The sequence below is a fragment of the Nostoc sp. C057 genome (assembly GCF_013393925.1).
In the GTDB taxonomy this organism is placed as follows: domain Bacteria; phylum Cyanobacteriota; class Cyanobacteriia; order Cyanobacteriales; family Nostocaceae; genus Nostoc; species Nostoc muscorum_A.
In genome coordinates this window covers 6,906,850-6,931,532 of the sequence record NZ_CP040281.1, presented here as the reverse complement: position 1 = coordinate 6,931,532, position 24,683 = coordinate 6,906,850, and the positions used below count along the sequence as shown (strand labels likewise).

Genomic DNA, 24,683 nt, shown 5'->3' with positions numbered 1-24,683 from the left:
ACCAAAAATTAGTTATCTCTGGCTCAAAAAATTCCTACATCAAAATTTAGTAACTGTCACACTAATTCCAGAATCTAGTTTAGGAACCTTAAAATACTCAATTGGTTCAGTAGTTTGAGAACTTTGGGTATTTGTTGGCTTCTGACATTCCTTAAAGAAAGCGTCTGGATTATTGATGAACTCAAGCGGACTCATCTTTTGGCATCCTCGTTCCTGCACTAGCGAAACTGATTCAGCAGTTTGTTTAGGATTATTGGTCTGTCCCGTAAAATTACTCCATGTAGTGGTAATCGTCGCTGGTTCCGTCAATAAAACTCCAGCCTGATTGCGATCGTGAAACGGCTCCTCTGGAGCATCAGCATCAACTGTTACAATTGGAACATTCTCTTGATTAGCATAGACACTCTGAGGTAGAAAGAGTGCGCTAATTACAACCACTAAGGTGATAAAAGAGGATTTCATAATTCAATCTCTTAATGTTCAGTCTAATAATTACAATTCGCTAGACACAAACACCCAAAAATAGCAGTCTAGTTTGAGTACTCCAGATTAACACAGGTACTATGGAGTATGGCTAAACTTCATTAAAAATATAGTGGAGTCTAAGTGTACATAGATTTTTATCCAGAAGAGGGTGGTTAAGCAATCCATCCTCCCTCTAACACATCTGAATTTGACACTACCGTGTTATCTATTTTCCGTTGTAACTGTACTAATTAATATTTCGTTACCCGTATTACTAGCCGTTTATCTCTATAGCGTGTTACCATACAGTTACACTGATAAGACAAAATCCAAACTATTAGATAAATCTTAGAAGGCGTATTTTGCATCAATAGCAGAATATAACCAAGGTGATTGCAAGTTTACAGTTAAATCTAAAATATTGGGATATAAACCCAAGGATGGGAACTGTGCTGTAATTTTCACACCTCAAGCCACATCAACAAAGCTTCATCAGTCTGGGCAAATTGAACATAAGTACGAGTTATTACAACTTCAATACTCAACTCACATAATCTTAGTATTGCCAGTCCTGGATAATTGCCAAAATTACTGTTATTCAGAGTAAGAATTAATTGTTGCTGAAAGCTTTTTAAAAGCTTACGTAAATATCCATACAATCTTTCCAATTGTCTCTTTTCACTACGAAAAGCCTACCTCTGAAGTCCTTACATTGCTTGTAGGCTGGGAAAATTGTATATTCCTTACCCTTAAGGTATTAATTCTTCTCATCTTTTTAAAATTAGCGAATGTGCAGGGAATATACTGGTATTTTATATAAATTTTTTGTAAAGTTCTTCAATTAAGTGTTCTTACATAATATGATATTGAATGTTAGATTACTAATCAATAATTACATCGGTATCAACACAAAAGTGAGTTAACCAAAAAAAAGAACACTAGCTAAATAAATTACGAAGAAAATTAGGAATTATCCTGTTGTTTTTCCCAGGATACTATAAATACCTGTAAGTTAAAATCGCTACTTATTAAGCTCTCTAATATATATGCAGCGAACAGGTTGTGCGTCGTTTAGTCAGAGTATATTCCGTAAGACAGTATATCCGACAATACTTTGGTTTTAAAACAATTGAACATTAACAAAATCATCAATATGATACAGCAAACATTAGCAAAACGAAGTAATCTATAGTACTAGTGCGCTAAAATACTGAGAAAAATCTACTACACATACAAATAGTCATTATTTTAAAACTTTTTTATTATGACGATGGAATCTTTACCACAGTTTGAAGAAGTAAATATTCAGAAATACTTAGAAGTTATTCAACGGCGTTGGCTACCTCTAGTCGGAATTTTTAGCATAGCTGTTACCTTGGGATGCTTGTATGCCTTTTCACTAAAACCCTCATACAAGGCAGAAGGAAGTTTGATGATTAAAACAAATCGCTCTTCCTCACTCACAGGTTTACCGGACGACATAGGACGCTTGGAAGCTTTGAATATAAACGACAATCCCCTGGAAACCCAGGTGAGAGTTATTGGCTCAAATCCAGTTATTGACAGAACAATTAATACCCTCAACCTCAAAGATAATAAAGGCAAAATGCTGTCGATTCGCGACTTAGCGACCCAACTAAAAATAGAAGGAATTAAAGGTACTGATGTTGTACAAATTTCTTATAAAAACAACGATCCTGAACTGGCTGCCAAAATCGTCAATGAAGTTATCAAAAGTTATATCGATTTAAATATCCAGGCTAATCAGGATGAAGCAAAGACAGCCAAAGGGGTTCTTGTAACAGAAGTACCCAAAGCTGAAGAAGTCGTCAGGAGAGCTGAATCAAAACTGCGGGTATTTAAAGAACAAAATAAAGTTGTTGTCCTGCAACAAGAAGCAACCGCAGCAGTCGATACAATTTCCAAGCTAGGAAATCAAATTTCTCAAGCTCAAGCTCAACTAGATGATGTCAAAGGTCGTTTACAACAGTTAGGCAGTGAAGCTCAGTTAGATTCACGGCAAGGTGTAATCGCATCTGACTTGAGTCAAGCACCTGGGGTTCAAAAAGTGCTTATCCAACTCCAAGAAACGGAAAGTCAACTAGCAATAGAGCGGACTCGTTTTTCACCTGAACACCCTACAATTACTAGCTTAGAAGAAAAAGTCGTAGCTCTTAAGAACTTGTTGAAAGAGCGGACAGGACAAGTTGCTGGGACAGCCCAGATAACAGAGGGAAGTTTACAGCTTGGGCAACTGCGCCAAAGCTTAATTGCAGATATTACTCGCGCTCAAGCAGAACGCGTTGGTCTAGAAAGACAAATTGCCACCCTCTTGCGACAGCAAGATGCTTACATCAAACGAGCAAATAATTTGCCAAGACTAGAACAGACTCAACGAGAGCTAGAACGAAAACTGCAAGCAGCTCAAACGACTTACGAAACCCTCTTAAAGAAACGCCAAGAAATTGATATTGCACAAAACCAAAAGATTCCTAATGCTCGTGTCATTTCTCTAGCTTTAGTCCCCGATAAAGCAGAAGGGCCTCGCAAAATCCTGTTTATTGTTGGTGGAGGAGCAGTTGGTCTTTTCTTGGGTATCATTGTCGCCTTTAGTTTAGACTTGATAGACCGCTCAGTGAAGACAGTTAAAGAGGCTAAAGAAGTCTTGAAATACACTGTTTTAGGAGTAATTCCTACACAGAGCAAAAATCCTAAAACTCATTCTTCCATAGCAGGAATTGATAGACCTATTCCCAAAATTATTGGCAGAGATATTCCTTATTTTCCTCTTGGTAACGCCTACCAAATACTCCAAGTAAACTTGAAGTTCCTCTGTTCTGATAAACCGCTCAAAAGCGTTGTAATCACCAGTTCTGTTGGTAAAGAAGGAAAGTCTGACGTATCTGCAAACTTAGCTGTGACAATGGCTCAAGCGGGTCGTCGAGTTTTATTAGTGGATGCAGATATGCGTAATCCCATACAGCATCATGTCTGGGGTCTAAACAATACAGTTGGACTAAGTAATGTCATTGTTGGTCAAGTTTCTTTAGATGCAGTTGTTCAAGAAGTGATGCCTAATCTAGAAGTTCTTACTTCTGGAGTTTTGCCTCCCAATCCAGTAGCGCTGCTAGATTCTCAACGGATGGCAACATTGATAAATAACTTTAGCAGAGATTACGACTTAGTTATTTTTGATACACCACCTCTGTCAGGAATAGCAGATGCAGCTGTTTTAAGCACCCTCACTGACGGTATCCTATTAGTCGTTCGCCCTGGAGTAGTTGACTTGAACAGTGCCAATGCAGCTAAAGAATTTTTAAATCAGTCAGGTCAGAAGGTGTTAGGGATAGTCATTAATGGTGTGAATATTAAAAATGAGTCTAATAATTATTTGCCTGAAAGCAAAAAACGACAAATTAAAGAAGATTTAGTATCTAGCAGTTTAACCAAATTTACCAAAGAGCATTAATCGTATAAGTGTCACTGCAAGTATCTTAATTTATTTTTTTTGCATTTGGGAGGCATTTTTATATGGATAAAAACAAAATCAAAACATCTTGTTTAATTAATAACTACAATTATGCTGAATTTGTTTCAGATGCAATTGATAGTGCTTTAAATCAAACGGTTAAATTTGATGAGATTATTGTTGTTGATGACGCATCAACAGATAATTCTGCGGAACTCCTTGCTAGATTTACTCAAATAGAGAATGTTAAATGTATCTTCAAAGAAAAAAATCAAGGACAATTATCATCCTTTAACGAAGGTTTTTTAGCTGCAACTGGAGAAATTATATTTTTTTTAGATGCCGATGATATTTATGAACCTCAATATTTAGAAACTGCCCTAAATTTTTATAAGAGACGTAGTGAATGTGACTTCCTCTTTTGTGCATATAAAAAATTTGGAGCAGAAGAAGGAACATTTCAAGCTGATGAAGTTGATTTAGATTTGGGTTATTCAGTAATCCGAACTTTATGCAATGGTGAATGGATTGGCTCCATAACTTCAACATTGTCAATACGCCGAGAAATAATTAGAAAATTTTTACCTATTCCAAAGACAGAAGATTGGCGTGTAAGAGCTGATGACTGCCTGGTATGGGGAGCCTCTTTGGTAGGGGCTAAAAAGTTTTATATGTCTAATCCTTTAGTGATGTATAGAATACATCAGAATAACCAGTATCATAATAAGAAATTTTTAGATATAGACAAAAACTATGAATATAAAAGATTTTGGAAACGCAATTCTTTATTTAATTACATCATTCAAACAAATCATTTTAGCCTACCATTATTATTGGCTTTTACCTCTCTTGATGAGCTAAAAACAATACCATGTCCGAAACTTACAGATTTTATTTCATATTTGAAAATAATATTTTTATTTGAGTCTAATATTTATTGGAAAATTAAGGGCATGATTTTGTTATTTAACTACTTTTTAAAAATCTTGATGGCTGGGAAATTAAAAAATAGTAGCCAATCAATGATTATGTAAAACACTAATTTAATTCAATCTATTTTGATGAATTTAGCAAGCTAGTAAAAATTTGCATATTGTTATAAATAGTGTCCCATGGTTAAAAAAAGTAATGCTAAGTAAATTAAGACTTAAAAGCTTCTCACAATTAAAATCTCGTTCTGGCTTACGTGCAATTATTGCTAATACAGGTTGGTTGTTTGCTGACCGCATTCTCCGTATGGGTGCAAGCTTGGTAGTAGGAGTATGGGTAGCACGCTATTTAGGGGTACAACAGTATGGTCTATTTAACTATGTTTTAGCCTTTGTTAGCTTATTTAGTCCGATTTTTACTCTTGGACTAGACGATGTAGTAGTTCGCCATATTGTCCGTCAATCATCAAGCAAAGAAGAAATTTTAGGAACCACTTTTTGGCTAAAGTTGCTCGGTGGAATTGCCTCTGTCTTATTGGCGGTTGGCAGTATGTTCTTCTTAGGTGAGCATGAAACACTGAAGATATGGCTAGTTGCAATTTTAGGAATGGCAGGGATTTTTAGGGCGGCTGATACTATTGAACTGTGGTTTCAATCACAGGTGCAGTCAAAATATAGTGTAATCGCTAAAAATATAGCTTTTCTGCTAAATACTCTCATAAAAATAGCACTAATTTTAACAAAAGCACCATTGTTAGCTTTTGCCTGGGTAACATTAGCAGAATTTGCAATGAGTGCAATTGGCTTGCTGATTGTTTACCAAGCCAGAGGTACCTCGGTGTTGTTATGGCGTTGGAACTTTACTGCTGCTAAAACTCTTTTAAAAGAGAGTTTACCTCTAATTTTTTCAGGGTTCGCCATCATGATTTTTATGAGAATCGATCAGGTAATGTTAGGTCAAATGATCGGAGATAAGGAGGTTGGAATTTATTCTGCTGCGGTTCGTGTTTCTGAAATTTGGTATTTTATTCCGGCGGCTATTGTCTCTTCGGTTGGTCCCTCAATTTACGCAGCTAAGGAAAAATCAGAAAGTCTTTATTATCAGCGAATAGGACAATTACTCCGTCTCCTCACATATATATCTTTTGCAATTGCTCTGCCAATGACATTTCTATCTGACAAGATAATTATGGTGATGTTTGGAAGTGGGTATGCACAAGCAGGGCCTATATTAGCAGTTCATATTTGGACATCTTTATTTGTATTTATGGGTCTTGCAACATCACCGTGGTTTATTGCTGAAAGTTTGAATCATGTTTCTTTAGGTAAAACTTTATTTGGGGCAATATTGAATATTATTCTTAATTTATTGTTAATTCCTAAATATGCAGGATTTGGTGCTGCGATCGCAACAATAATATCTCAAGCTTCTGCTGCTTTTATATGCAATGGGTTTGATAAAAGAACACAAAAAATATTCAAAATTCAGATGCGATCGCTACTTCCTTTTTATAAATTTTGATTATTATCTATCTTTAGCCTTTATCTATAAATTGACATTAGCAAAATTAATTTAATATGCAAACACCAATAACTTTTATTATTTTTAATCGCTCACAAAAAACAGAAAAAGTTTTTGAAGCTATTCGCCAAGCCAAGCCAAAAAAGCTTTTTGTCATTGCAGATGGCCCCCGCAGCAACCGCGAAGGTGAGGCAGAAAAGTGTGAAGAAACTAGGGCAATTATTGAGAGAGTTGATTGGGAATGTGAAGTTATTAAGAATTATGCTGATATCAACTTAGGTTGTGCGAAACGAGTATCTAGTGGTTTAGATTGGGTATTTAATAATGTTGAAGAAACAATTATTTTAGAAGATGATTGTATACCTCACCCGACTTTTTTCAGATTTAGTGAAGAACTACTGGAAAAATATAGGTATGATACTAGAATTGGCACCATATCTGCCCAAAATGTTCAATTTGGACGAAAACGTACAAATTACAGTTACTATTTTTCTCGTTATAACCACTGCTGGGGTTGGGCAAGTTGGAGACGTGCTTGGCAACATTATGATTTGACTATGAAACTCTGGAAAGAGGTGCAAGCAGAAAACCTTTTACACGACATTCTTATAGATACAAAAGCAGTAAATTATTGGCGACGAATATTTCAGTCTATTTATAACAATCCTACAGGTATAACTTGGGATTATCAATGGACTTTTGCTTGCTGGATGCAGGGTAGCTTAAGCATTATTCCCAATGTCAATTTAATTTCTAATGTTGGTGTTGGTGCAGACGCAACTCATTTCAATTCCAAGCAAGAATTTTCTTTCATTAATATGTCAATGGAAGCAATAGAGTTTCCTTTAAAGCATCCACCGTTTATTGTGAGGAATATAGAGGCAGATATTTTTACGCAGAAAACAGTCTATAAAGCAACTGCATTGGATATTTTCAAAGAAGAATTGAAGAAAAAATTAAATTATTCAACAATCAAAAAATAGTAACCCATCTAGTAAATTAATAGACAGATGAAATGTCAGAAATTAAGGTAAAATTAACAGAAAAAATACTAACTGTCTTACTATTACTCATTACTGTAGGGGCATTGACCATACACCCTGCACAAGAAATTTCTATATCTACCCTTGGAGGCGATAAGCTAGATACTATATTCAATATAGTTTCATATTTAATTCTGTTTTATTTCCTACTTTTATACTGGAAAGGTTTTCTTTATGTAACTACTAAAAGTCCATTACAGTTTCTTTTGATAACAATAGTTATATTTTCTCTTTTGTGGTCAGGAGACTTAAGTTCTAGTCTTACTTATATGAGAGGTTTAATCCGACTATATTTTCTGGCAATCTATTTGGCAATGCGTTATTCTCTCCGCGAACAAATGAGACTAATCGCTTGGGCGCTTGGTGTATCTGCATTATTATCTATGATATTTTCTGCATTCATACCAGGTTATATTCATCAATCACCAGAATTAGTAGGTATGTGGAGCGGAATTTATGGTCATAAAAATGAATTAGGATATATGATGGCTTGGAGTACAGGAGTTTTTTTGCACCTTGCTCTTAGTAGCAATCGATATCGTTGGTTGATGTGGGGAATATGTGGGATATCTATATGTCTAATTATCCTCTCACGTTCCACAACATCTTTGACGATTATATTAACAATGATATTACTTTTACCTGTCTATAAATCATTTCAAAAAACTAATTATAAATTACAAGTTATTCTAATTACTTCGACTTTAATGTTACTCATTATCGGTTTAATGTTACTTATCAATAATGCCGATACCGTAGTTGGTACTTCTGGCAAAGACCTTACCTTTAATGGACGTTCTGATCTCTGGGAGCTAGTGATGTCCAAGATTTGGGAAAGACCCTGGCTAGGTTATGGATTTTCTGGATTTTGGACTAGTACTTCTGCATCTAATCTAAGAGCTACTTATGATTGGGCAAGTAATGCTCACAATGGTTTTTTAGAACTATTGTTAGAATTAGGATTTTTAGGTTTTTTGACTTTTGCAGCAGGCTTTTTCCGGTTCTTTGTAATGGCATTAACTCGAATTATTTCTGTTGCTAAAAAGCCGGAAGATTATTGGCCAATGCAGATGCTAATTATCATTGTAATAGTAAATTTTTCAGAAGCAAGATTATTAACTCCCAGTTGGAATTGGTTAATGTATGTAACTACATCGCTATCTTTGACTCTTGAATATGAACGAAATCATAAAAATATTTTAGTTAGTAATTACGAAGTTAAAAAAAATGAAAGTTTTACATCTTAGTACTCACGATATTGGTGGAGGTGCTGCAAGGGCTGCCTATCGTTTGCACACAGGTTTGCAAGATATAGGACTACAGTCACAAATGCTAGTTCAGGAAAAATCTAGTAATGATAAAACAGTAATTGCCCCTAAAATTAGACTGTTTCAAGGTATCGCCAAAGCTAAATTGACATTTGAAAGCCTACCATTAAAGCTTTATACTCAAAAGAAAAATACTCCATTTTTTATTCAATGGTTGCCAGATAGAGTTATTCCTAAAGTTGCTCAGATTAATCCAGATATAATCAATTTGCATTGGATTAGCGGAGCTTTTATGCAAATAGAAACGTTCTCTAAGCTAAAGCGTCCTCTAGTTTGGACTCTCCATGATATGTGGGGGTTTACTGGAGGGTGCCACGTTATTGGAGAATGTGATCGCTACAAAGTATCCTGTGGAGCTTGCCCTCAACTCAACAGTATTAATGAGTGGGATTTATCCCGTTGGGTATGGCGGCGCAAAGTAAAAGCTTGGAAAAATATTAATTTAACTCTGGTTTCCCCAAGTTCTTGGTTAGCAGAGTGCGCTCGTTCCAGTTCTTTGTTCCAGAATTTGCAAATCGAGGTGATTCCTCACGGATTGGATACTCAAAAATATCGACCTATTAATCAACATTTTGCCCGAGAAACACTGAAGTTACCTCAAGATAAGAAGCTGATTCTCTTTGGAGCTATAGAAGCAACAAGCGATCGAAATAAAGGATTTCATTTGTTGCAGCCAGCTCTACAAGAATTGAGTAAGGCCGGATGGAAGGACAACTTTGAAGTGGTTATTTTTGGGGCATCTCAACCGGAAAACCCACCCGATTTAGGCTTTAAAACATACTATTTAGGGCATTTATATGATGATCTATCTTTAGCAACTATTTACTCGGCAGCTGATGTGATGCTTGTGCCATCTCTGCAAGAATCTTTTGGACAGACAGCTTCTGAATCACTTGCTTGTGGTACTCCAGTTGTTGCATTTAATTCTACTGGCTTAAAAGATATTGTCGATCATCAGCAAAATGGCTATTTAGCGAACCCTTATGAAGTTGACGATTTCGCCAAAGGAATTGCCTGGATACTTGAAAATGAGCAGAGGTTAGAAAAACTGTCATTCTATGCTCGCAAGAAAGCAGAACAAGAATTCACCCTAGAACTTCAAGCACGTCGTTATTCAGCTTTATTTGAGGAAATATTGATGGTAGCCAAAAAATCTCCATTTCCATTTAGTAACTAATTTTAGTAAATAAATAAATACTTCATAATATGTCAATACCTATAGCTTTTATAATTTGTACAGAACCTGGGCGCTTAGAAGCTCAGTCGTTAATGCTTGCAGAAAGTATTCGTAAGTTCTGTGGAGAATTGAAAGATACACCTATATATAGTTTTCATCCTAGAGTAGGTGAACCAATATCAAAGCAAACCCAAAAAGCATTTGAAGCGTTGCAGGTAAATCATCAACAAGTCCCTATCAATCAAGAATTCCATGAATATTATTTAGCAAATAAGCCCCTGGCGTGTGCCTATGCAGAACAAAATATTGATGCAGAAATATTAGTTTTTCTAGACAGTGACAAATGCTTTTTTTCTGCACCAAAAGAGTTTTTATTGCCTGTTAATTGCAACGTTCGTTTACGTCCTGAGTATGGTCAAGGAATTGGTTCTACAGGTTTTCGAGACTCTCAAGAATGGTACTGGCAAAAATTATATGAAGTGCTGGGGGTAAAACGTGAGGTATTTGTTGAAACACCAATTGGGAAAAAAAGGATTAGAGCTTACTGGAATTCTGGTTTGGTCGTTGTGAGAAGGAGTGCGGGTATATTTACAGCTTGGAAAGAGAACTTTGAAAAAGTCATGCGCCTTGATATTACTCCTCCCCAAGGTATTTATTTTGTTGAGCAGTCTGTTTTGTCTGTAACTTTATGTGCCTTGGAAGAAAACGTCGAACATCTTCCTGCTAATTATAGTTATCCATTACCTTTACATAACCGTTTATCAACAGAATTACAAATTAAACATTGGAATGATATTATATCGATTCATTATTTCAACCTATTCTTCTATAACGATTGGAATACACAAATCAAAAAATTGAGAAAGCTTAACATCAATTCTGAAAAATATCTATGGTTGTGTCAAGAGGTTGTCAGACTAAAAATGCCTCGTGTATCAGTTTTGCACAGATATATGTTGGTAGTTAGAAGAATGGAACAAAAATTACGAAACTTTAATTTAGATATTAATTTGAGTAGCTGGATAGAAAAAATGGCGAAACTTTAAACGTAATGGAAATAATTACGTATAGCTTTATTATTTGTATTGCTCATTTCCATATAAATTACGTGAGGTAAATAAGATGAAAAAAGCAAATATAGCTGTAGTTATGACCTGTCATAACAGGCGAAATACAACTCTTGCCTGTCTACATACTTTATATGAGCAAAAACATCATTGTGATGTTTACCTAACTGATGATGGTAGCTCTGACGGGACTGCACAAGCTATTAAAGCAGAATATCCAGACGTACATATTCTTCAGGGTAATGGTAATTTATTTTGGGTGGGAGGAATGCATCTTGCCTTTGATGAGGCGATAAAGAATCAATATGATTATTATCTATGGTTGAATGATGACACATTTCTAGAACCCAATGCTGTCAGCAAATTATTACAGATTCATCAAGATTTGACTGCACAAGGTTATCCAGACTCCATTGTAGTTGGTTCAACTAAAGACCCAATGACAGGAAAAGCAACCTATGGAGGAGCAGTAAAATCTAAAAAGTGGTATTCTAACAAATTTGAATTTTTAGAACCAAGTTCGGTTATTCAAAAATGCGATGCTATGTATGGTAACTGTGTACTAATCCCTAAAACTGTTGCTGTAAAAGTTGGCAATATTGATACAGCTTTTATTCACAGTTTAGGAGATTTAGATTATGCCCTCAGAGCGCGTAAATTGGGTTGTCAAATATGGGTAGCTCCTGGATATATTGGTACTTGTACTAAAAACTCTATCCGTAACAGTTGGGTAGATACTAATTTAAGTATATTACAGCGCTTACAAAAGGCGTTGCAAATTAAAGGATTTCCATTAAAACCCTGGACTATATTTTGTATCAGACACTCTGGGCCGTTATGGATATTTTATTGGTTTTTACCCTATATAAGAGCAATTATTGGTTACAAAAATTTGGCAATTTCTCCCACATTTTCTGAAGATATTAACCAAAGTAACTCAGAAGTTTGATTCTGTTGCCAGGATGATTAACTAATGATATTTGGATAATTCATAGCTATCTAAATAAGTGAAAAATGTATTTTCAACAATCAATTCTTTAAATATTCAAATCATCAATAGATTATGGGCAAACGTTTACTAATTGTCTCAACACTTGATTCTAGTCAACCATTTGGTGCATTTACTAGACCTTTTTATCTAGGACAATATCTAACTAGATATTTTGATGTTTTTCAGCTAGGATTAGATTGTTCATCTGTTAATTATGCACCTTCTATTTCTATTGGCTCAAGAAGCCTAAAGTCATATATTCAAACTATAGAAAAATGTATCGATGAGTTTTGTCCAGATATCGTTTATGCTCAAGAAACTTTACCTGGATTAGCTGCTTTGATTTCGTTGAGGCTTAGAAAACGCAGAAAATCCTCTCTTGTCTTAGATTTTCATACATTTTCAGCGTATGAATATTGGATGCGCTTGTTTTCGGTTGCCAATCCTTTCAAGGAGTTTGTACAATGTATTAAGACATATATTGCTCAGGGAATTCTGATATTTTCTGGTAGTCCAATTATTGCAGCAGGCGACTCAATTCCTAAACTAATTTACCAGTGGTATGGTAAAACTCCACAGCAGATTTATAGTATCGGGAATGGAGTTACTGAAGACTTACTAAATACTGAATTATTTTTGAGCCAAGACCCTTATCAAGCATTTAGACCAGCAAAGATAGTGGTTCTTATTGCTCCTAAAACATTTCAGTTTCCAAGTAATGATATGTCTGTGTCAATGACTATTCAGATTGCTAAACATATTGAAAATCATCAGGAGAAAATACATTTTGTTGTTATAGGTAGAGATAGCAGTGATATTTCAGAACCAATACCTTCTAATATTTCTTTTTTGGGATTTTTCCCTAAAAGAGAGGATTTTGTTAAACATGTTAAATATGCAGATATTGCTTTGCTGCCATTCTCTAAGCAAGCAGTAGCAGGTGGCGCTCGTAATAAAGCGTTAGATTATTTCGCTAGTAGAAAATTAGTTGTATCAACACCAGAAGGATTGCGAGGTTTAGAAGAATTCCGGCACTTAGAACATCTTTTAGTAACAGGATACTCTACTGAAGAAGTCGCTAATACAGTGCTAGATGCAGCTTCAAATTTTGATAAATATCAATCAATTGTAGATACAGCATATACCTTAATTACAGAGAAATATTCTTGGAATGCAAGAGCGCAGAACATCGCGCAAATTATCATGGAAGTAAGTTGTTCTTAGTTAAATTTATTTATTTCAAAGAATATATCCGTCTAAAAAATTTAAATTTAAGTTTTTTTAGTATTGAAGATTTGAAATATTTAAATAATCGCCTTTCTTCTGAAATTAACTCTCATAATTCTAAAAATAAAAATTTTTTAAGTCATGAAAAATCGATTTTCTTATAAACTTCTTGGTGTTAAAGTTGATGCACTCTCTATCCCAGAGTTAAATTTATTAATTGAAGAATCTATTGATAAAAACGAGAAATGGATTATTGCTAATCACAACTTGCATAGTCTTTATATCTTTCATAACGATCCAAAAATGCAAGCGTTTTATGCCAAGGCTGAATATATTCATATTGATGGTATGCCTTTATTGTTTATTGGAAAGTTGTTAGGTTTTCCAATGAAACGAGAACAAAGAGTAACCTATGCTGACTGGGTATGGCCTCTGATGGCAGAAGCCGCTAGTAAAGACTGGCGTGTATTCTATTTAGGTTCAAAGCCAGGAGTGGCGGAACAAGGAGCAAGTATTTTGCGCGAGAAATTTCCTGGTTTACAGATTGCTTGCGCTCATGGTTATATTGATATGGATAAAGATAGTGAAGAAAATCTCGCGACTCTGGCTGCAATTAATGCTTACAAACCTCATGTATTAATGGTGGGGATGGGTATGCCACGCCAAGAGCATTGGATTTCGGAAAATCTGGAATATATTCATGCCAACACTATTTTGACTAGTGGAGCCTGTATGGACTATGTAGCAGGAGCAGTACCTACTCCTCCTCGCTGGATGGGAAGGGTTGGCTTGGAATGGTTGTATCGCTTGTTATCTGAACCGAAAAGACTTTGGAGACGTTACTTGCTTGAGCCTTGGTTTGTAGCTACATTATTTTTGCGAGAAATTTGGAGTATGCCAAGCCAACAAAAAAAAAATAGAATGCTGCTATTTCTCACTACAAGATTCCACAAGTTTGTAGCCTGATTGAGTTTCGCCAAGCCTCACCAGTACGTCACTCAACTTGTCACGAATTTATGAAATACTGTATTAAGGCTTAATCATTAATTACTTCAAGACACTTTATATTTCATCATCGTAAATGATGAATAATATCTCCACATACTTCGTTGAGAATAACATTTAAAAGTGCTATTTACGTCTGGGTGAAGTATTAAGTTGCTTGCTGAAAAGCCTGGGCAATAGCGTTGCGAGCAAGTTTAGGTTGCAGGTTTTCATCGAAGGGAAGTGGACGCAGGAATTTCCAGAGACTTGGATTGTTTCTAAAGGTTTTTCCTGGCATCCAGTCGGGATGACGTATCCAGGTATGACGGTCGGTAATTCCCCATGTAATTACAGTATCAACTCCACCCGCAAAGCAGAGGTCAAGATATCGCTTGTAACTGTCGGCTACCATCTGGTCTAGCTTTTTGATACTATCAGGTAGTGGGGCATCAATGATAATATCTAATTCTGTGATTATTGGTTTAACTTGAAGATCATTAAGCCGTTTTAAGACAGAATTAAATCCTTTTTGGTCAAAACCATAGGCAGTAGAAAACCATAGATGTGATTGGATACCTGCGCCGTCAATTTTAACGCCACTATTCTTCAGATATTCGATCATTTTTAAGAAACGATCTGATTTCCATGTAGCGCCTTCGATGCCGAAATCGTTTAAGTAAAATTTCTTGGTGTTATCAATTGAAGCCGCAATTAAAAACAAATCTCGAATTAATTCTCGTTTTACCCCTTTACGCAAACCGTAGGTAGGATTATCAGTTTCATTTTCACTATCAGCTATAATTTCATTGGCAATATCCCAAGACTTTAAAACAGGGCTATTGCGATAATGTCCCATAACTCCTTTAACATGGCGTTCGAGCATTTTAAGAGTGGGGGGATAAGGTAGCCAGTCTGGTTTTCCCATGTGCCAGAAAAGGGTATGCCCATGCAATTGTATATTATGCTTTTGGCAGAAACCAGCGATCGCATCTGCTGACTCAAAAGTAAATTTTCCTGGCTGTGGTTCAGTGGCGTTCCATTTTAATTCACCATTTGGTGTCACTATCGAACATTCACGAGCAATTAGGTCAGCGTAACCCTTCTCTTGTAGCAAAAATTCACTAGAAACTGCTGCGCCATAACGCTTTCCTTTGGCTGCTGCTAATTGTCGAAGGGGAGAATTGACATTTGCGCTTGCACTTAGATAATTTGCCGTAGCAGCATTTGTGGTACCATCTTCCTTCTGCCTATCCTTTTGTAAAAACCCCATAGTCAATAAGGCAGAAAGGGTTGTGTATCCTGCTCTTTTTAAAAATTTTCTGCGATAAGGCATAAACGATATTTAATAAAAAGCACAATTTATTATATTACAGAATAATTTTTTATACTTTTTAAAGTATCGCACTTGCTCGACATTCCACCCTAAACTGAAGTGCAAGGCTAATAGCCAAAGTCCATTTAAGTGGACTGAAATCATCTAAATACTAGTCCTCTTTAGAAAAATGTCATATCCCCAGATGTGGGTAACGACAAGGCTTAAAAGGGTATTAAAACTTGAACTTAACCATATTGTGAGTGGTTTTGTTAAACTGGCGATCGCTTATAAACTACGTTCTTGAGTATAAACTGCTGAAGACAAAACTTTATTCAATTGTCAATCCTCCAAAAGATATAACATATATTATTGATGCTTACTTAATTCTGATTAATCAAATCAAAAGCTTACTCGTAGCCGTTTTCGCTCAACCACACTTAGTTAAGTCATGAAAATCTCATATTTGATAAATTAATATTAATATCATTAAAAAAACTGAGTATTAACAACTTCTACAAATCTTGATTAGACAGACTTGTCTTCTGAGCAAACATTTGAAACCACAGCTAAGGTAATTATTAATCAGTGATGTTATATTACCAATTGTTATTCCTAACTTATGATTTCTGAGTTATTGACAGAGTTATGCTGTTATATAGTAATAATTAATTGGAATTTTTTATTTTTACACCCTGAAATATCCTTTTTTGCTCTTCCTATTAAAGATAAATATCAAGTTTTTTTATAAAAATACAATGAAAGACCAACTACTAGATCGGATTTTCAACAAACCTTCATTACCAGATAAATTTGAACATTTGGAACTGGATGATCATTTTTGCATTATAAATAAATCAGAGCAAGTGCAACGGTTTGCAGATAGTCCTGAAGAGGTGATCCAGGGAAAAGATATCCGGCTAAGTTTTCCTGAGTTTATCGGACTTGAAAAGATTTTGCAAGCTATTTTGCGAGGAGAGCAGCAACTATTTGATTTAGAAGCAATTGGACGACGTTCAAATCAGAAATATATATACATGAATATATATATTCTCGGCAATCACAATGAAAATAAATTTAGAAATAAATTAATCGTTTTCATTGAAGATGTTACAAATAAATTTATTTTAAAGCAAAATTTAGCACAACAAACTTATGAAGAAAAACTGCGAAAGGATGCTTTAACAGCATACAATACTTATATGGAAAAAATTATTAATTCAATGCCAGATGCTTTGTTAATAACTAGTAGCAAAGGCAATATTAAAAAAGTAAATAATGCTGCTCAAGAATTATTTGGTTTTAGTGAAGAAGAATTAATTAATCGTCCACTATCTCTGATAATGGATGACGACCATTTTTTAATAGAATCAATTTTTAAAAATTATTATTTTCGGCAAAATTTTCAGAATTTAGAGGTAGTTTGTCGAACTAAAACTAGAGAAAAGCGGTTGATTGCTTTTTCTTGTTCAGTAATTCCGAAAAAAATACAAGGATTAGAAGATATTGTCTACATTGGTCGGGATATTACGGCTCGACAATACCGAGAACAGCGTACAAGTACCCAGTATGCTATCACTCGCATATTATCAGAATCCCAGAGTGTAAAGCAGGCAATTCCGCAAATTTTGCAGTCAATTTGTCAGAACTTGGGATGGCATTTAGGTGAACTTTGGGCACCAAGTCAATATATTGGCACTTCGGTACAGGGACACAGCATCAATGCAATATTAAGGTGTGTGGAAATTTGGTCAAGTCGAGTAATTTCTGTGCGAGAGTTTAAGGCAATCACCTGGCAAACTACCTATACTCCCGGTATTGGCTTACCTGGTCGAATTTGGATTAGACGTTTGCCCTTGTGGATTAAAGATATCACAGAAGATGGAGACACAAGGCGATCGCAACCTGCGGCTGAAGCTGGATTGCACGCAGCCTTTGGTTTCCCTATCTTAGACGATAGTGAAATCTTAGGAGTGATGGTTTTCTTTAGCCGTGAGGTACAACCAAAAGATAAAGACCTATTGAAAATGATGGGTTCTATTGGTAGCCAAATTGCCCAGTTTATCAAACGCAAACAAGCAGAAGATGCTCTGATAGAAAGCGAAGAACGCTATCGGGATTTATTTGAAAATGCTAATGACTTGATTCAATCTGTCAATGTCTATGGTCGTTTTTTGTATGTCAATCTTGCATGGCAAGAAACTTTAGGATATAGCGAAGCTGAAATTGCGAATATGACCATTTTCGATATTATACATCCAGAGTTTAAACAAGAATGTTGGCAAAGGTTTTATCGCGTACTGTCAGGAGAAAAGTTCGATCAAGTGAAAGCGGCATTCGTTACTAAAGATGGTCAAACAATTTTTTTAGAAGGTAATATTAACTGTAAATTTTCTGAAGGTCATCCAGTTGCAGTTCGTGGCATATTTCGCAATGTCACCCAGCGAATAGCAGCAGAAGAAGCGCTACGTCATCAGCAAGAAGAAACCGAACGTTTATTGCTGAATATTTTGCCAACTGCAATCTCCAAGGAACTGAAAGAAGAATCAGCTAACATTGCTGAAGAATTTACTGATGTCACAGTTTTATTTGCAGATATTATCGGCTTTACCGAAATTGCTGCTTCTATGAGTGCAATTCAAGTGGTAAACTTACTTAACTCGATTTTCTCAACTTTTGATCGCCTCACCGAACAATATGGTTTAGAGAGAATCAAGAACATTGGCGATGCTTATATAGTAGTTGGTGGCTTACCTACACGCCGCCCAGATCATGCTCAAGCGATCGCTCTTATGGCACTACATATCCAAACTGCGATCGCTCTATTTAATACTGAGAATAACCAAAACTTCAATATTCGTATTGGCATCCATAGTGGTTCCGTAGTAGCGGGAGTAATTGACCTCGACAAATTTACTTGCGATCTGTGGGGAGACACGGTAAACATCGCTAGCTGTATGGAATCTCAAGGTATTGCTGGTAAAATCCAGGTTACAGAAGATACTTATAAGTCCTTGTGTAATGAATTTTTATTTCAAAAGCGGGGCGAAATTGAAGTTAAAGGGAAAGGGAAAATGACAACTTATTTTTTGGTTGGACAAAAGGGATGAGGGGCATGGGGAAGAGGACAAGGGGACAAGGAGAATTGGGGACAAGGGGAAAGACTTGTTGCAAGTTGTCCCCTTGTCCCCTTATCCCCTCCCTTGTCTTCTTGTCCCCTACTCCCTACATATTGGGAATCAGCCGCCCACAGGGATAAGTCGCTGTTTGCTTTTGGGCACTTTCAGCCACTGCTGCGGGAACCTGATCCGATGGTTGGCTTTTGGCTGCTAGATAGTCTTTTTGCAGTTTATCCAAAATAGCTTCTCGCTTATCGTAAACACGCTTCAGGGGACGAGGCTGGCACTTATTCAAGACGTATGCTGTTACCAGTGGTAGAGCGATCGTACTATCGGTATAACAAACAATTGTGTTAGGTAACTCTTCCGGGTCAATCTTACCCCAGCTAACGGCTTCTGATGGGGTTGCTCCAGACAAACCGCCTGTATCTGGACGTGCATCGGTAAACTGCACAAAGTAATCGTGTCCTCGTTCTTCTAGGCCTAATACCTCATGAAGTTGCGGCTGAGTTTGTAGTAAAAAGTTCTTAGGACTACCGCCACCGAGAATTACAGCCGCACTTTTACCGCCTGACTCACGGGCATTATATGCGATCGCAGCCGTTTCATTTACGTCAATTGATGGATCTAACACCAACTGCGAACCTTCCAAAGCCAAAGCCGCCACGTTCATCCCAATAGAGCTATCTCCTGGAGAAGACGTATATATAGGCACGCCATACTCATAAGCTGTAGCCAGCAAGCAGGAATGCTGCACACCCAGTTGCTTTTCTACTTCCCGAACATACTTACCTAGTAAATGGTGAAACTCAGCAGTTCCCATCCGCTTCTGAAACGCTTCCCCTTGTAAAATCTTGCGGATGAACGCATCAGTTTCTAGTAGCACATCGTAACCAAAGATAATGTCATAAATGCGAATAGTCCCTTCCTGACGCAGTTTCACATCATCTAAAAAGGGATTACCAGCAAAGAGTTCAAAACCCAAACCGTAGTGCATATCATGGTAAAGATTTGCACCAGTGCTAATCATCCAATCAATAAAGCCATTACGAATTAAGGGTGCAAGCGCTGAAACCCCAAATCCTGCTGGTGTCATCGCACCGGAAAGGCTAACTCCGACAGTAACACCTTCGGTTAGCACATCACGACTCAGAAGTTGGCAGATTTCCCGCAACCGCGCTGAGTTGTAAGCAGTGAAATATTGATCGATCAAATCCACTACATTGATATCATTTGATATAGGTGTAGGTGCAATTTTTTGACCCAGCTGTTTAGACATTTTGGCACTCCCGAACAGTAAACACGCCGAATCTAATGTTATCTAGCTTTCAACCAAAGTGATAGCAATTTAAATAGTACAGCAGCAGGTAAATCTACCCACGGCACGAAGAAGTAGTTATTTCCCCCTTCCCCCTGCTTGTTCGTTGAGTTTCCGAAAATATTAAATTTAATGGAAGATTTAATAAATCGAGAGAGGTGTACGCTACCTAGATGTGAAGAATGCGTCAACAGAGGACTCAACCAATGGGATATGTAATTGCTACTGCAAACATGAAAGGTGGCGTTGGTAAAACCACCCTCACCGTCAACTTAGCTACCTGTTTAGCTAAAAATCATGGCAAGCGGGTACTTGTGCTTGATTTAGATAGCCAAATTAGTGCCACACTCAGTTTGATGTCGCCTTTAGATTTTGCCAAGCGTCGTAAACAAAGCAAGACATTTAGGTATCTGATTGATGAAGTTATAAATCCAGATCCACAAGCAAAACTCACAATTCAAGATATCATTCAATCCCAGGTTTGTAATCTTACCGGGCTGGATTTATTACCAGGAGATATAGACTTGTATGATGAATTTGTTGTATCAGAAATGCTACATCAACAAGCAACTGCGTTAGGAGAACAGGACTTTGAAACTATTTGGAATCGCTTTGAAAGAGTCCTGATTAATAACATTTTAAAACCAGTCCGTCAAGAATATGATTTTATCCTTCTCGATTGTGCCCCTGGATATAATTTATTGACTCGTAGCGCTTTAGCTGCCAGCGATTTCTACATACTTCCGGCAAAACCAGAACCCTTATCTGTGGTGGGTATTCAACTACTAGAAAGACGCATCGCCCAATTGAAAGATAGTCATGGACATGAAACCAAAATAGATATAAAAATGCTGGGAATTGTATTCAGTATGTCTACTGCTAATCTTCTCACTGGCAGATACTATAAACAAGTGATGCACCGCGTTGTCGAAGATTTCGGGGTAGAGAAAATTTGTAAAGTACAAATACCAGTTGATGTCAATGTTGCTAAGGCTGTTGATAGTTTTATGCCAGCTGTTTTAAATGCTCCCCAATCAGCTGGTTCAAAAGCGTTTTTTCAGTTAACTCAGGAGTTATTACAAAAGCTATAAAGACCTAAACAGTAAGCTAATGAGGGTAATATAGCAGTCCTAAATCATTCATTAAAGATTAGATCCCCGACTTCATAAAAGTTGCCGGGGATCTGGACAGCACGAATTTTCATAAATTAGATAGTATTGCTATAAGTAAGTTATCTTTTCTATAAGTTCAGCACTTATACGGAAGCTATATGCAGCGAGATTCGGCTATTGAGTGAAAAGGTCAGTAAATCTTACTAAGAAACAATGCTTACTCAAAATTCTATACCGACAGAGAAAAATCAGAACTTGGTAATACGTTTACCACGGACTCTGAGTTATCTCGAAACCTGGGGCTTTGGCTTAACGGGTCATGTGGGATGGATTGGTACTGCCCCTATTATTCATGCGGCGTTAGGGCCTAAAGCGATTTTAGTTTGGTTTGTTGGCACGATCATTTCCTTCTTACTGAACTTGCAGGTGCAAAGTCTAGGTAGACATTGGCCAGATGTCGCTGGAGGAACACCGAATTATACCACAAGGCTATTAAAAAATTTTCCTAGTTTAGGTCGTTACATAGCATTAGGATACTTTTTTAGCTGGGCAGCAGCACCGGCACTGTATGCGATTATTCTCACAGACTTAATTAAAGTCAATTTTGGAACATTAGGTATTTCTTGTCCAGAAACTTTATTAAAAGTTTTATTTACAGCGATTCCTTTTATTTTAGCGTTCAGTGGCACTCGTGCTTTAGCGCTCTTGCATTTATTTTTTGTATTTCCAGCAATTTTATTACTGCTTTTGTTTTCTATTGAAGGCGTTTTATGGTTAGTCTTCTCAAATGCTAGTTTTAAATTTATCCCAACTAGCACACATAGTCTGAGTTTTGAAGAATGGGCTAAGTGGTTTTTTCTGGCTAGCTATTCAATTTATGCTTGTGAAACCACTTCTTCTTTTGTAGCTGATAGCCATCATCCCTATAAAACTTTAAGCTTCTTAACCGTAGCTGCTTGGCTAATTCCTCCAGTCTTTTTAGGTGGTTCTTGGGTATTAATGTGTTCGGGTCAAAATCCTACAATAGGTGACGATGCGTTCTTAAATTTGGTAGCAGCGTCTAAGCCTTTTTGGGGTGAATCTGCCTCTTTTCTAGCAACACTTTTGATTACTGTATCTTGCCTTTTAAGTTCTGCTACGGCAGTTTCCAATTCTCCTCGGATATTATATCAACTTGCCTTGGACAGACAGATTTCTCCCATATTTGCATTAGTTTCCCGTCAAGGTGTCCTTGGACCTGCTATCTTCCTAACCTTTCTAATCAGTTTGCTGTGTCTAAATTTGGGAAATGTATCTCAACTTGTCACAGTAGCAGGCACCTGTTATTTAATGTCCATTATGGGATTACATCTGGGATTATGGCTGTGTCGAGGAAAACCCCATGTGTTATGGCCTTGGTGGTCACTTGGTTTTTTCTGTTTAGAAGCGGTAGTTCTAATAGTAGGAGGTTTAGCTTGGAATTGGAGAGATTTTTCAGTGGGATTATTATTACCCATTGTTCTGATGATAGGAGATGTCGGGCTACGTCGCTTAAGATTTGCGCCATTAGAGTTGGAATGGTGGACACAGCGTTACTATACTCGGTCTAGCACAAACAATTCAGACTTTCTGATACTACAGGTGATTGTCCTAGTATCATTAATTTGTATTACTGCTACAAGCAGTTGGGTTATCCGCGATTTATTAGGTAAAGTTTCTGATAATCCTCAAAATTCTTTACTAGCTATTCTGTTAGTAACCCTTTCTTTAATTGGAGTAGCGATCGCTTGCTGGACAACTCTACCACAAATCGTTGCTATTGATGAAGCACGCAAACAAGCAAAAAGCCTATTTATCACTACTCTCGATACCGTTCCAGATACTGTTTTAGTCTTAGATGAAAACGGTAAAATTTGTCAGACTAATGCTGCGGCTGAAGAATTATTTCAAACACACTCTCAAGAGTTGCTTGGGCAAAACTTGAATCAACTCTTGGTATGTTATCACGGCAAACCAAAGCAATGGTCTATCAGAACTGAGCAAACTTTAAAAATAAACCAAGGTCTAAGAATTGTTGAATCAACTATTTCACAGCCATTTAATTCTCAGCTACGGGAGTATGTTGTTATTATCCGTGACATCACTAAGCGGAAGTTAGTAGAGGAAGAATTAATCCAATATCGTTATCAGCTTGAGCAACTAGTTCTAGAACGTACTGTTGAACTTATCAGAGTAAATCAACAACTAGAACAAGACATTATCAAGCGCCAACAGGCACAAGAGCAATTACTTCACAATAGTCTTCATGACGGGCTAACTGGATTACCTAATCAACGATTATTTATGGAGCGAGTCCAGCAAGCAATAGAACGTACCAAACAACACAATAATTATTTATTTGCCGTACTCTTCTTAGACCTAGACCGCTTTAAAGTTGTTAACGACAGTCTGGGACATCTACTGGGAAATCAACTTTTGATTGCAATTTCCCATCGGCTAAAGTCAGTTCTGCGAGGCGGAGACATAGTTGCCCGTTTTGGTGGAGACGAGTTCACCATCTTAATTGAGGACATTGAGGATATTGACATCGCCATACAGGTAGCCGAGCGAATTAAAAAGGTGCTAGCTTTACCATTTCAATTAAATGAGCATCTGGTATTTACTAATGCTAGTATTGGCATCGCTTTAAGTAAGCCAGATTATGAACAATCAGCGCATATTCTCCGCGATGCCGATGTTGCAATGTACCGTGCCAAATCACTTGGTAAAGCACGCTATGAGGTCTTTGACCAAAAGATGTACGAGGGTGCATCTTTGCTATTAGAGTTAGAAACTGCTCTGCGAAATGCACTGCTCAAACAAGAAGAATTTCGCCTTGATTACCAGCCAATTATTTCACTTATAACTGGCAAAATTATTGGATTTGAGGCCCTGATACGTTGGTATCATCCAGAACGAGGTCTTATTTCCCCTCAAGAGTTTATTCCTCTGGCTGAGGAAACTGGAATGATTGTTAGTATTGGGCAATGGGTGCTTTCTGAAGCTTGTCAGCAAATGCACAGATGGCATCAACAATTTCCTAGCTCACTATCTCTGACAATTAGCGTAAATTTTTCTGGGAAACAAATAACGCAACCCGATGTGTTTAAACAAGTTAAACATATTTTGCAGGAAACTGGACTAGAGCCATGCAGTTTGAAGTTAGAGATTACTGAAACCCTGTTGATGGATAATTTTGAATTAGCTACCACCGTGCTTTCTCAGTTAACAGAGCTAAATGTCGAGATGCACATGGATGATTTTGGAACTGGTTATTCATCCTTGAGTTATCTACACCGCCTACCTATCAAAACCCTGAAGATTGACCGCTCTTTCGTCACTAATATAGGTAGTCGAGGAGAAAATTTAGAAATTGTCAGAGCGATTGTGACATTAGCTCATAATCTCAATATGTCTGTTACAGCAGAAGGCATAGAAACTGTAGAACAATTAGCACAATTGAAGGCGTTACAATGTGATTACGGACAAGGGTATTTTTTCTTACCACCGATGGAAAGCGCAGAAGTAGAAATGCTACTTGCGGCTAACTTGTGTTACAAAAACTTTTTAAAGAGATAAGTTGTTTGGTATCGAATTATGTT

Annotated in this window: 17 protein-coding genes; 13 read left to right on the top strand and 4 right to left on the bottom strand. The window is 36.9% G+C overall.

All coding sequences use genetic code 11. The features are described 5' to 3' along the window. Window positions 1-39 precede the first annotated feature (39 nt). Together FD724_RS29435 and FD724_RS29430 are read right to left on the bottom strand one after the other, a co-directional pair. On the bottom strand, window positions 40-462 hold the full coding sequence (locus FD724_RS29435; RefSeq protein ID WP_179075060.1) for a hypothetical protein: 423 nt from the start codon (window positions 460-462) through the stop codon (window positions 40-42). 464 nt (window positions 463-926) lie between these two features. Then, window positions 927-1,133: a hypothetical protein gene (locus tag FD724_RS29430; protein WP_147262465.1), complete on the bottom strand. Its 207-nt coding sequence runs from the start codon at window positions 1,131-1,133 to the stop codon at window positions 927-929. Window positions 1,134-1,729: 596 nt separating this feature from the next. Between FD724_RS29430 and FD724_RS29425 the strand changes: the two genes are divergently transcribed. The 10 genes from FD724_RS29425 to FD724_RS29380 all read left to right on the top strand — a co-directional run bounded on the left by FD724_RS29425 (window position 1,730) and on the right by FD724_RS29380 (window position 14,184). After that, window positions 1,730-3,934 (top strand): polysaccharide biosynthesis tyrosine autokinase, encoded by a 2,205-nt coding sequence (locus FD724_RS29425; protein WP_179075059.1) that lies wholly within the window; start codon window positions 1,730-1,732, stop codon window positions 3,932-3,934. Between the two features lie 62 nt (window positions 3,935-3,996). Next, a complete protein-coding gene (locus FD724_RS29420) occupies window positions 3,997-4,968 on the top strand; it encodes a glycosyltransferase family A protein (RefSeq protein WP_179075058.1) in 972 nt (323 codons plus the stop codon). Between the two features lie 94 nt (window positions 4,969-5,062). Further along, entirely contained in the window at window positions 5,063-6,385 is a 1,323-nt protein-coding gene (locus FD724_RS29415) for a flippase (RefSeq protein ID WP_179075665.1), read from the top strand. A 56-nt stretch (window positions 6,386-6,441) separates the two neighbouring features. Further along, on the top strand, window positions 6,442-7,368 hold the full coding sequence (locus tag FD724_RS29410; RefSeq protein WP_179075057.1) for a glycosyltransferase family 2 protein: 927 nt from the start codon (window positions 6,442-6,444) through the stop codon (window positions 7,366-7,368). A gap of 32 nt (window positions 7,369-7,400) precedes the next feature. Continuing rightward, window positions 7,401-8,675 (top strand): O-antigen ligase, encoded by a 1,275-nt coding sequence (locus FD724_RS29405; RefSeq protein WP_179075056.1) that lies wholly within the window; start codon window positions 7,401-7,403, stop codon window positions 8,673-8,675. Further along, window positions 8,656-9,933, top strand: coding sequence for a glycosyltransferase family 4 protein (locus FD724_RS29400; protein WP_179075055.1), 1,278 nt, complete (start codon window positions 8,656-8,658; stop codon window positions 9,931-9,933). The genes FD724_RS29405 and FD724_RS29400 overlap by 20 nt, the downstream gene beginning before the upstream one ends. Before the next feature lie 29 nt (window positions 9,934-9,962). Beyond that, entirely contained in the window at window positions 9,963-10,979 is a 1,017-nt protein-coding gene (locus FD724_RS29395) for a hypothetical protein (protein WP_179075054.1), read from the top strand. Window positions 10,980-11,055: 76 nt separating this feature from the next. Continuing rightward, window positions 11,056-11,949: a glycosyltransferase family 2 protein gene (locus tag FD724_RS29390; RefSeq protein WP_179075053.1), complete on the top strand. Its 894-nt coding sequence runs from the start codon at window positions 11,056-11,058 to the stop codon at window positions 11,947-11,949. A 114-nt stretch (window positions 11,950-12,063) separates the two neighbouring features. Further along, complete coding sequence (locus FD724_RS29385; RefSeq protein ID WP_179075052.1) at window positions 12,064-13,215, top strand: glycosyltransferase; 1,152 nt, start codon at window positions 12,064-12,066, stop codon at window positions 13,213-13,215. Between the two features lie 144 nt (window positions 13,216-13,359). Further along, complete coding sequence (locus tag FD724_RS29380) at window positions 13,360-14,184, top strand: WecB/TagA/CpsF family glycosyltransferase (RefSeq protein WP_179075051.1); 825 nt, start codon at window positions 13,360-13,362, stop codon at window positions 14,182-14,184. A gap of 187 nt (window positions 14,185-14,371) precedes the next feature. Here the strand turns inward: FD724_RS29380 and FD724_RS29375 are convergent, their stop codons facing one another. Then, window positions 14,372-15,535: an endo-1,4-beta-xylanase gene (locus tag FD724_RS29375; RefSeq protein ID WP_179075050.1), complete on the bottom strand. Its 1,164-nt coding sequence runs from the start codon at window positions 15,533-15,535 to the stop codon at window positions 14,372-14,374. A 737-nt stretch (window positions 15,536-16,272) separates the two neighbouring features. On the opposite strand from FD724_RS29375, the gene FD724_RS29370 reads away from it, so the two are divergent. After that, a complete protein-coding gene (locus FD724_RS29370) occupies window positions 16,273-18,624 on the top strand; it encodes an adenylate/guanylate cyclase domain-containing protein (protein WP_179075049.1) in 2,352 nt (783 codons plus the stop codon). 115 nt (window positions 18,625-18,739) lie between these two features. Here FD724_RS29370 and speY read toward each other — a convergent pair whose 3' ends face one another. Then, on the bottom strand, window positions 18,740-19,912 hold the full coding sequence (gene speY, locus FD724_RS29365) for a deoxyhypusine synthase (RefSeq protein WP_179075048.1): 1,173 nt from the start codon (window positions 19,910-19,912) through the stop codon (window positions 18,740-18,742). A gap of 245 nt (window positions 19,913-20,157) precedes the next feature. Between speY and FD724_RS29360 the strand changes: the two genes are divergently transcribed. Both FD724_RS29360 and FD724_RS29355 read left to right on the top strand, forming a co-directional pair. Continuing rightward, window positions 20,158-21,042, top strand: a complete 885-nt coding sequence (locus FD724_RS29360; protein ID WP_179075664.1) for a ParA family protein — start codon at window positions 20,158-20,160, stop codon at window positions 21,040-21,042. A 234-nt stretch (window positions 21,043-21,276) separates the two neighbouring features. Continuing rightward, window positions 21,277-24,660, top strand: a complete 3,384-nt coding sequence (locus tag FD724_RS29355; protein WP_179075047.1) for an EAL domain-containing protein — start codon at window positions 21,277-21,279, stop codon at window positions 24,658-24,660. Window positions 24,661-24,683 lie beyond the last annotated feature (23 nt).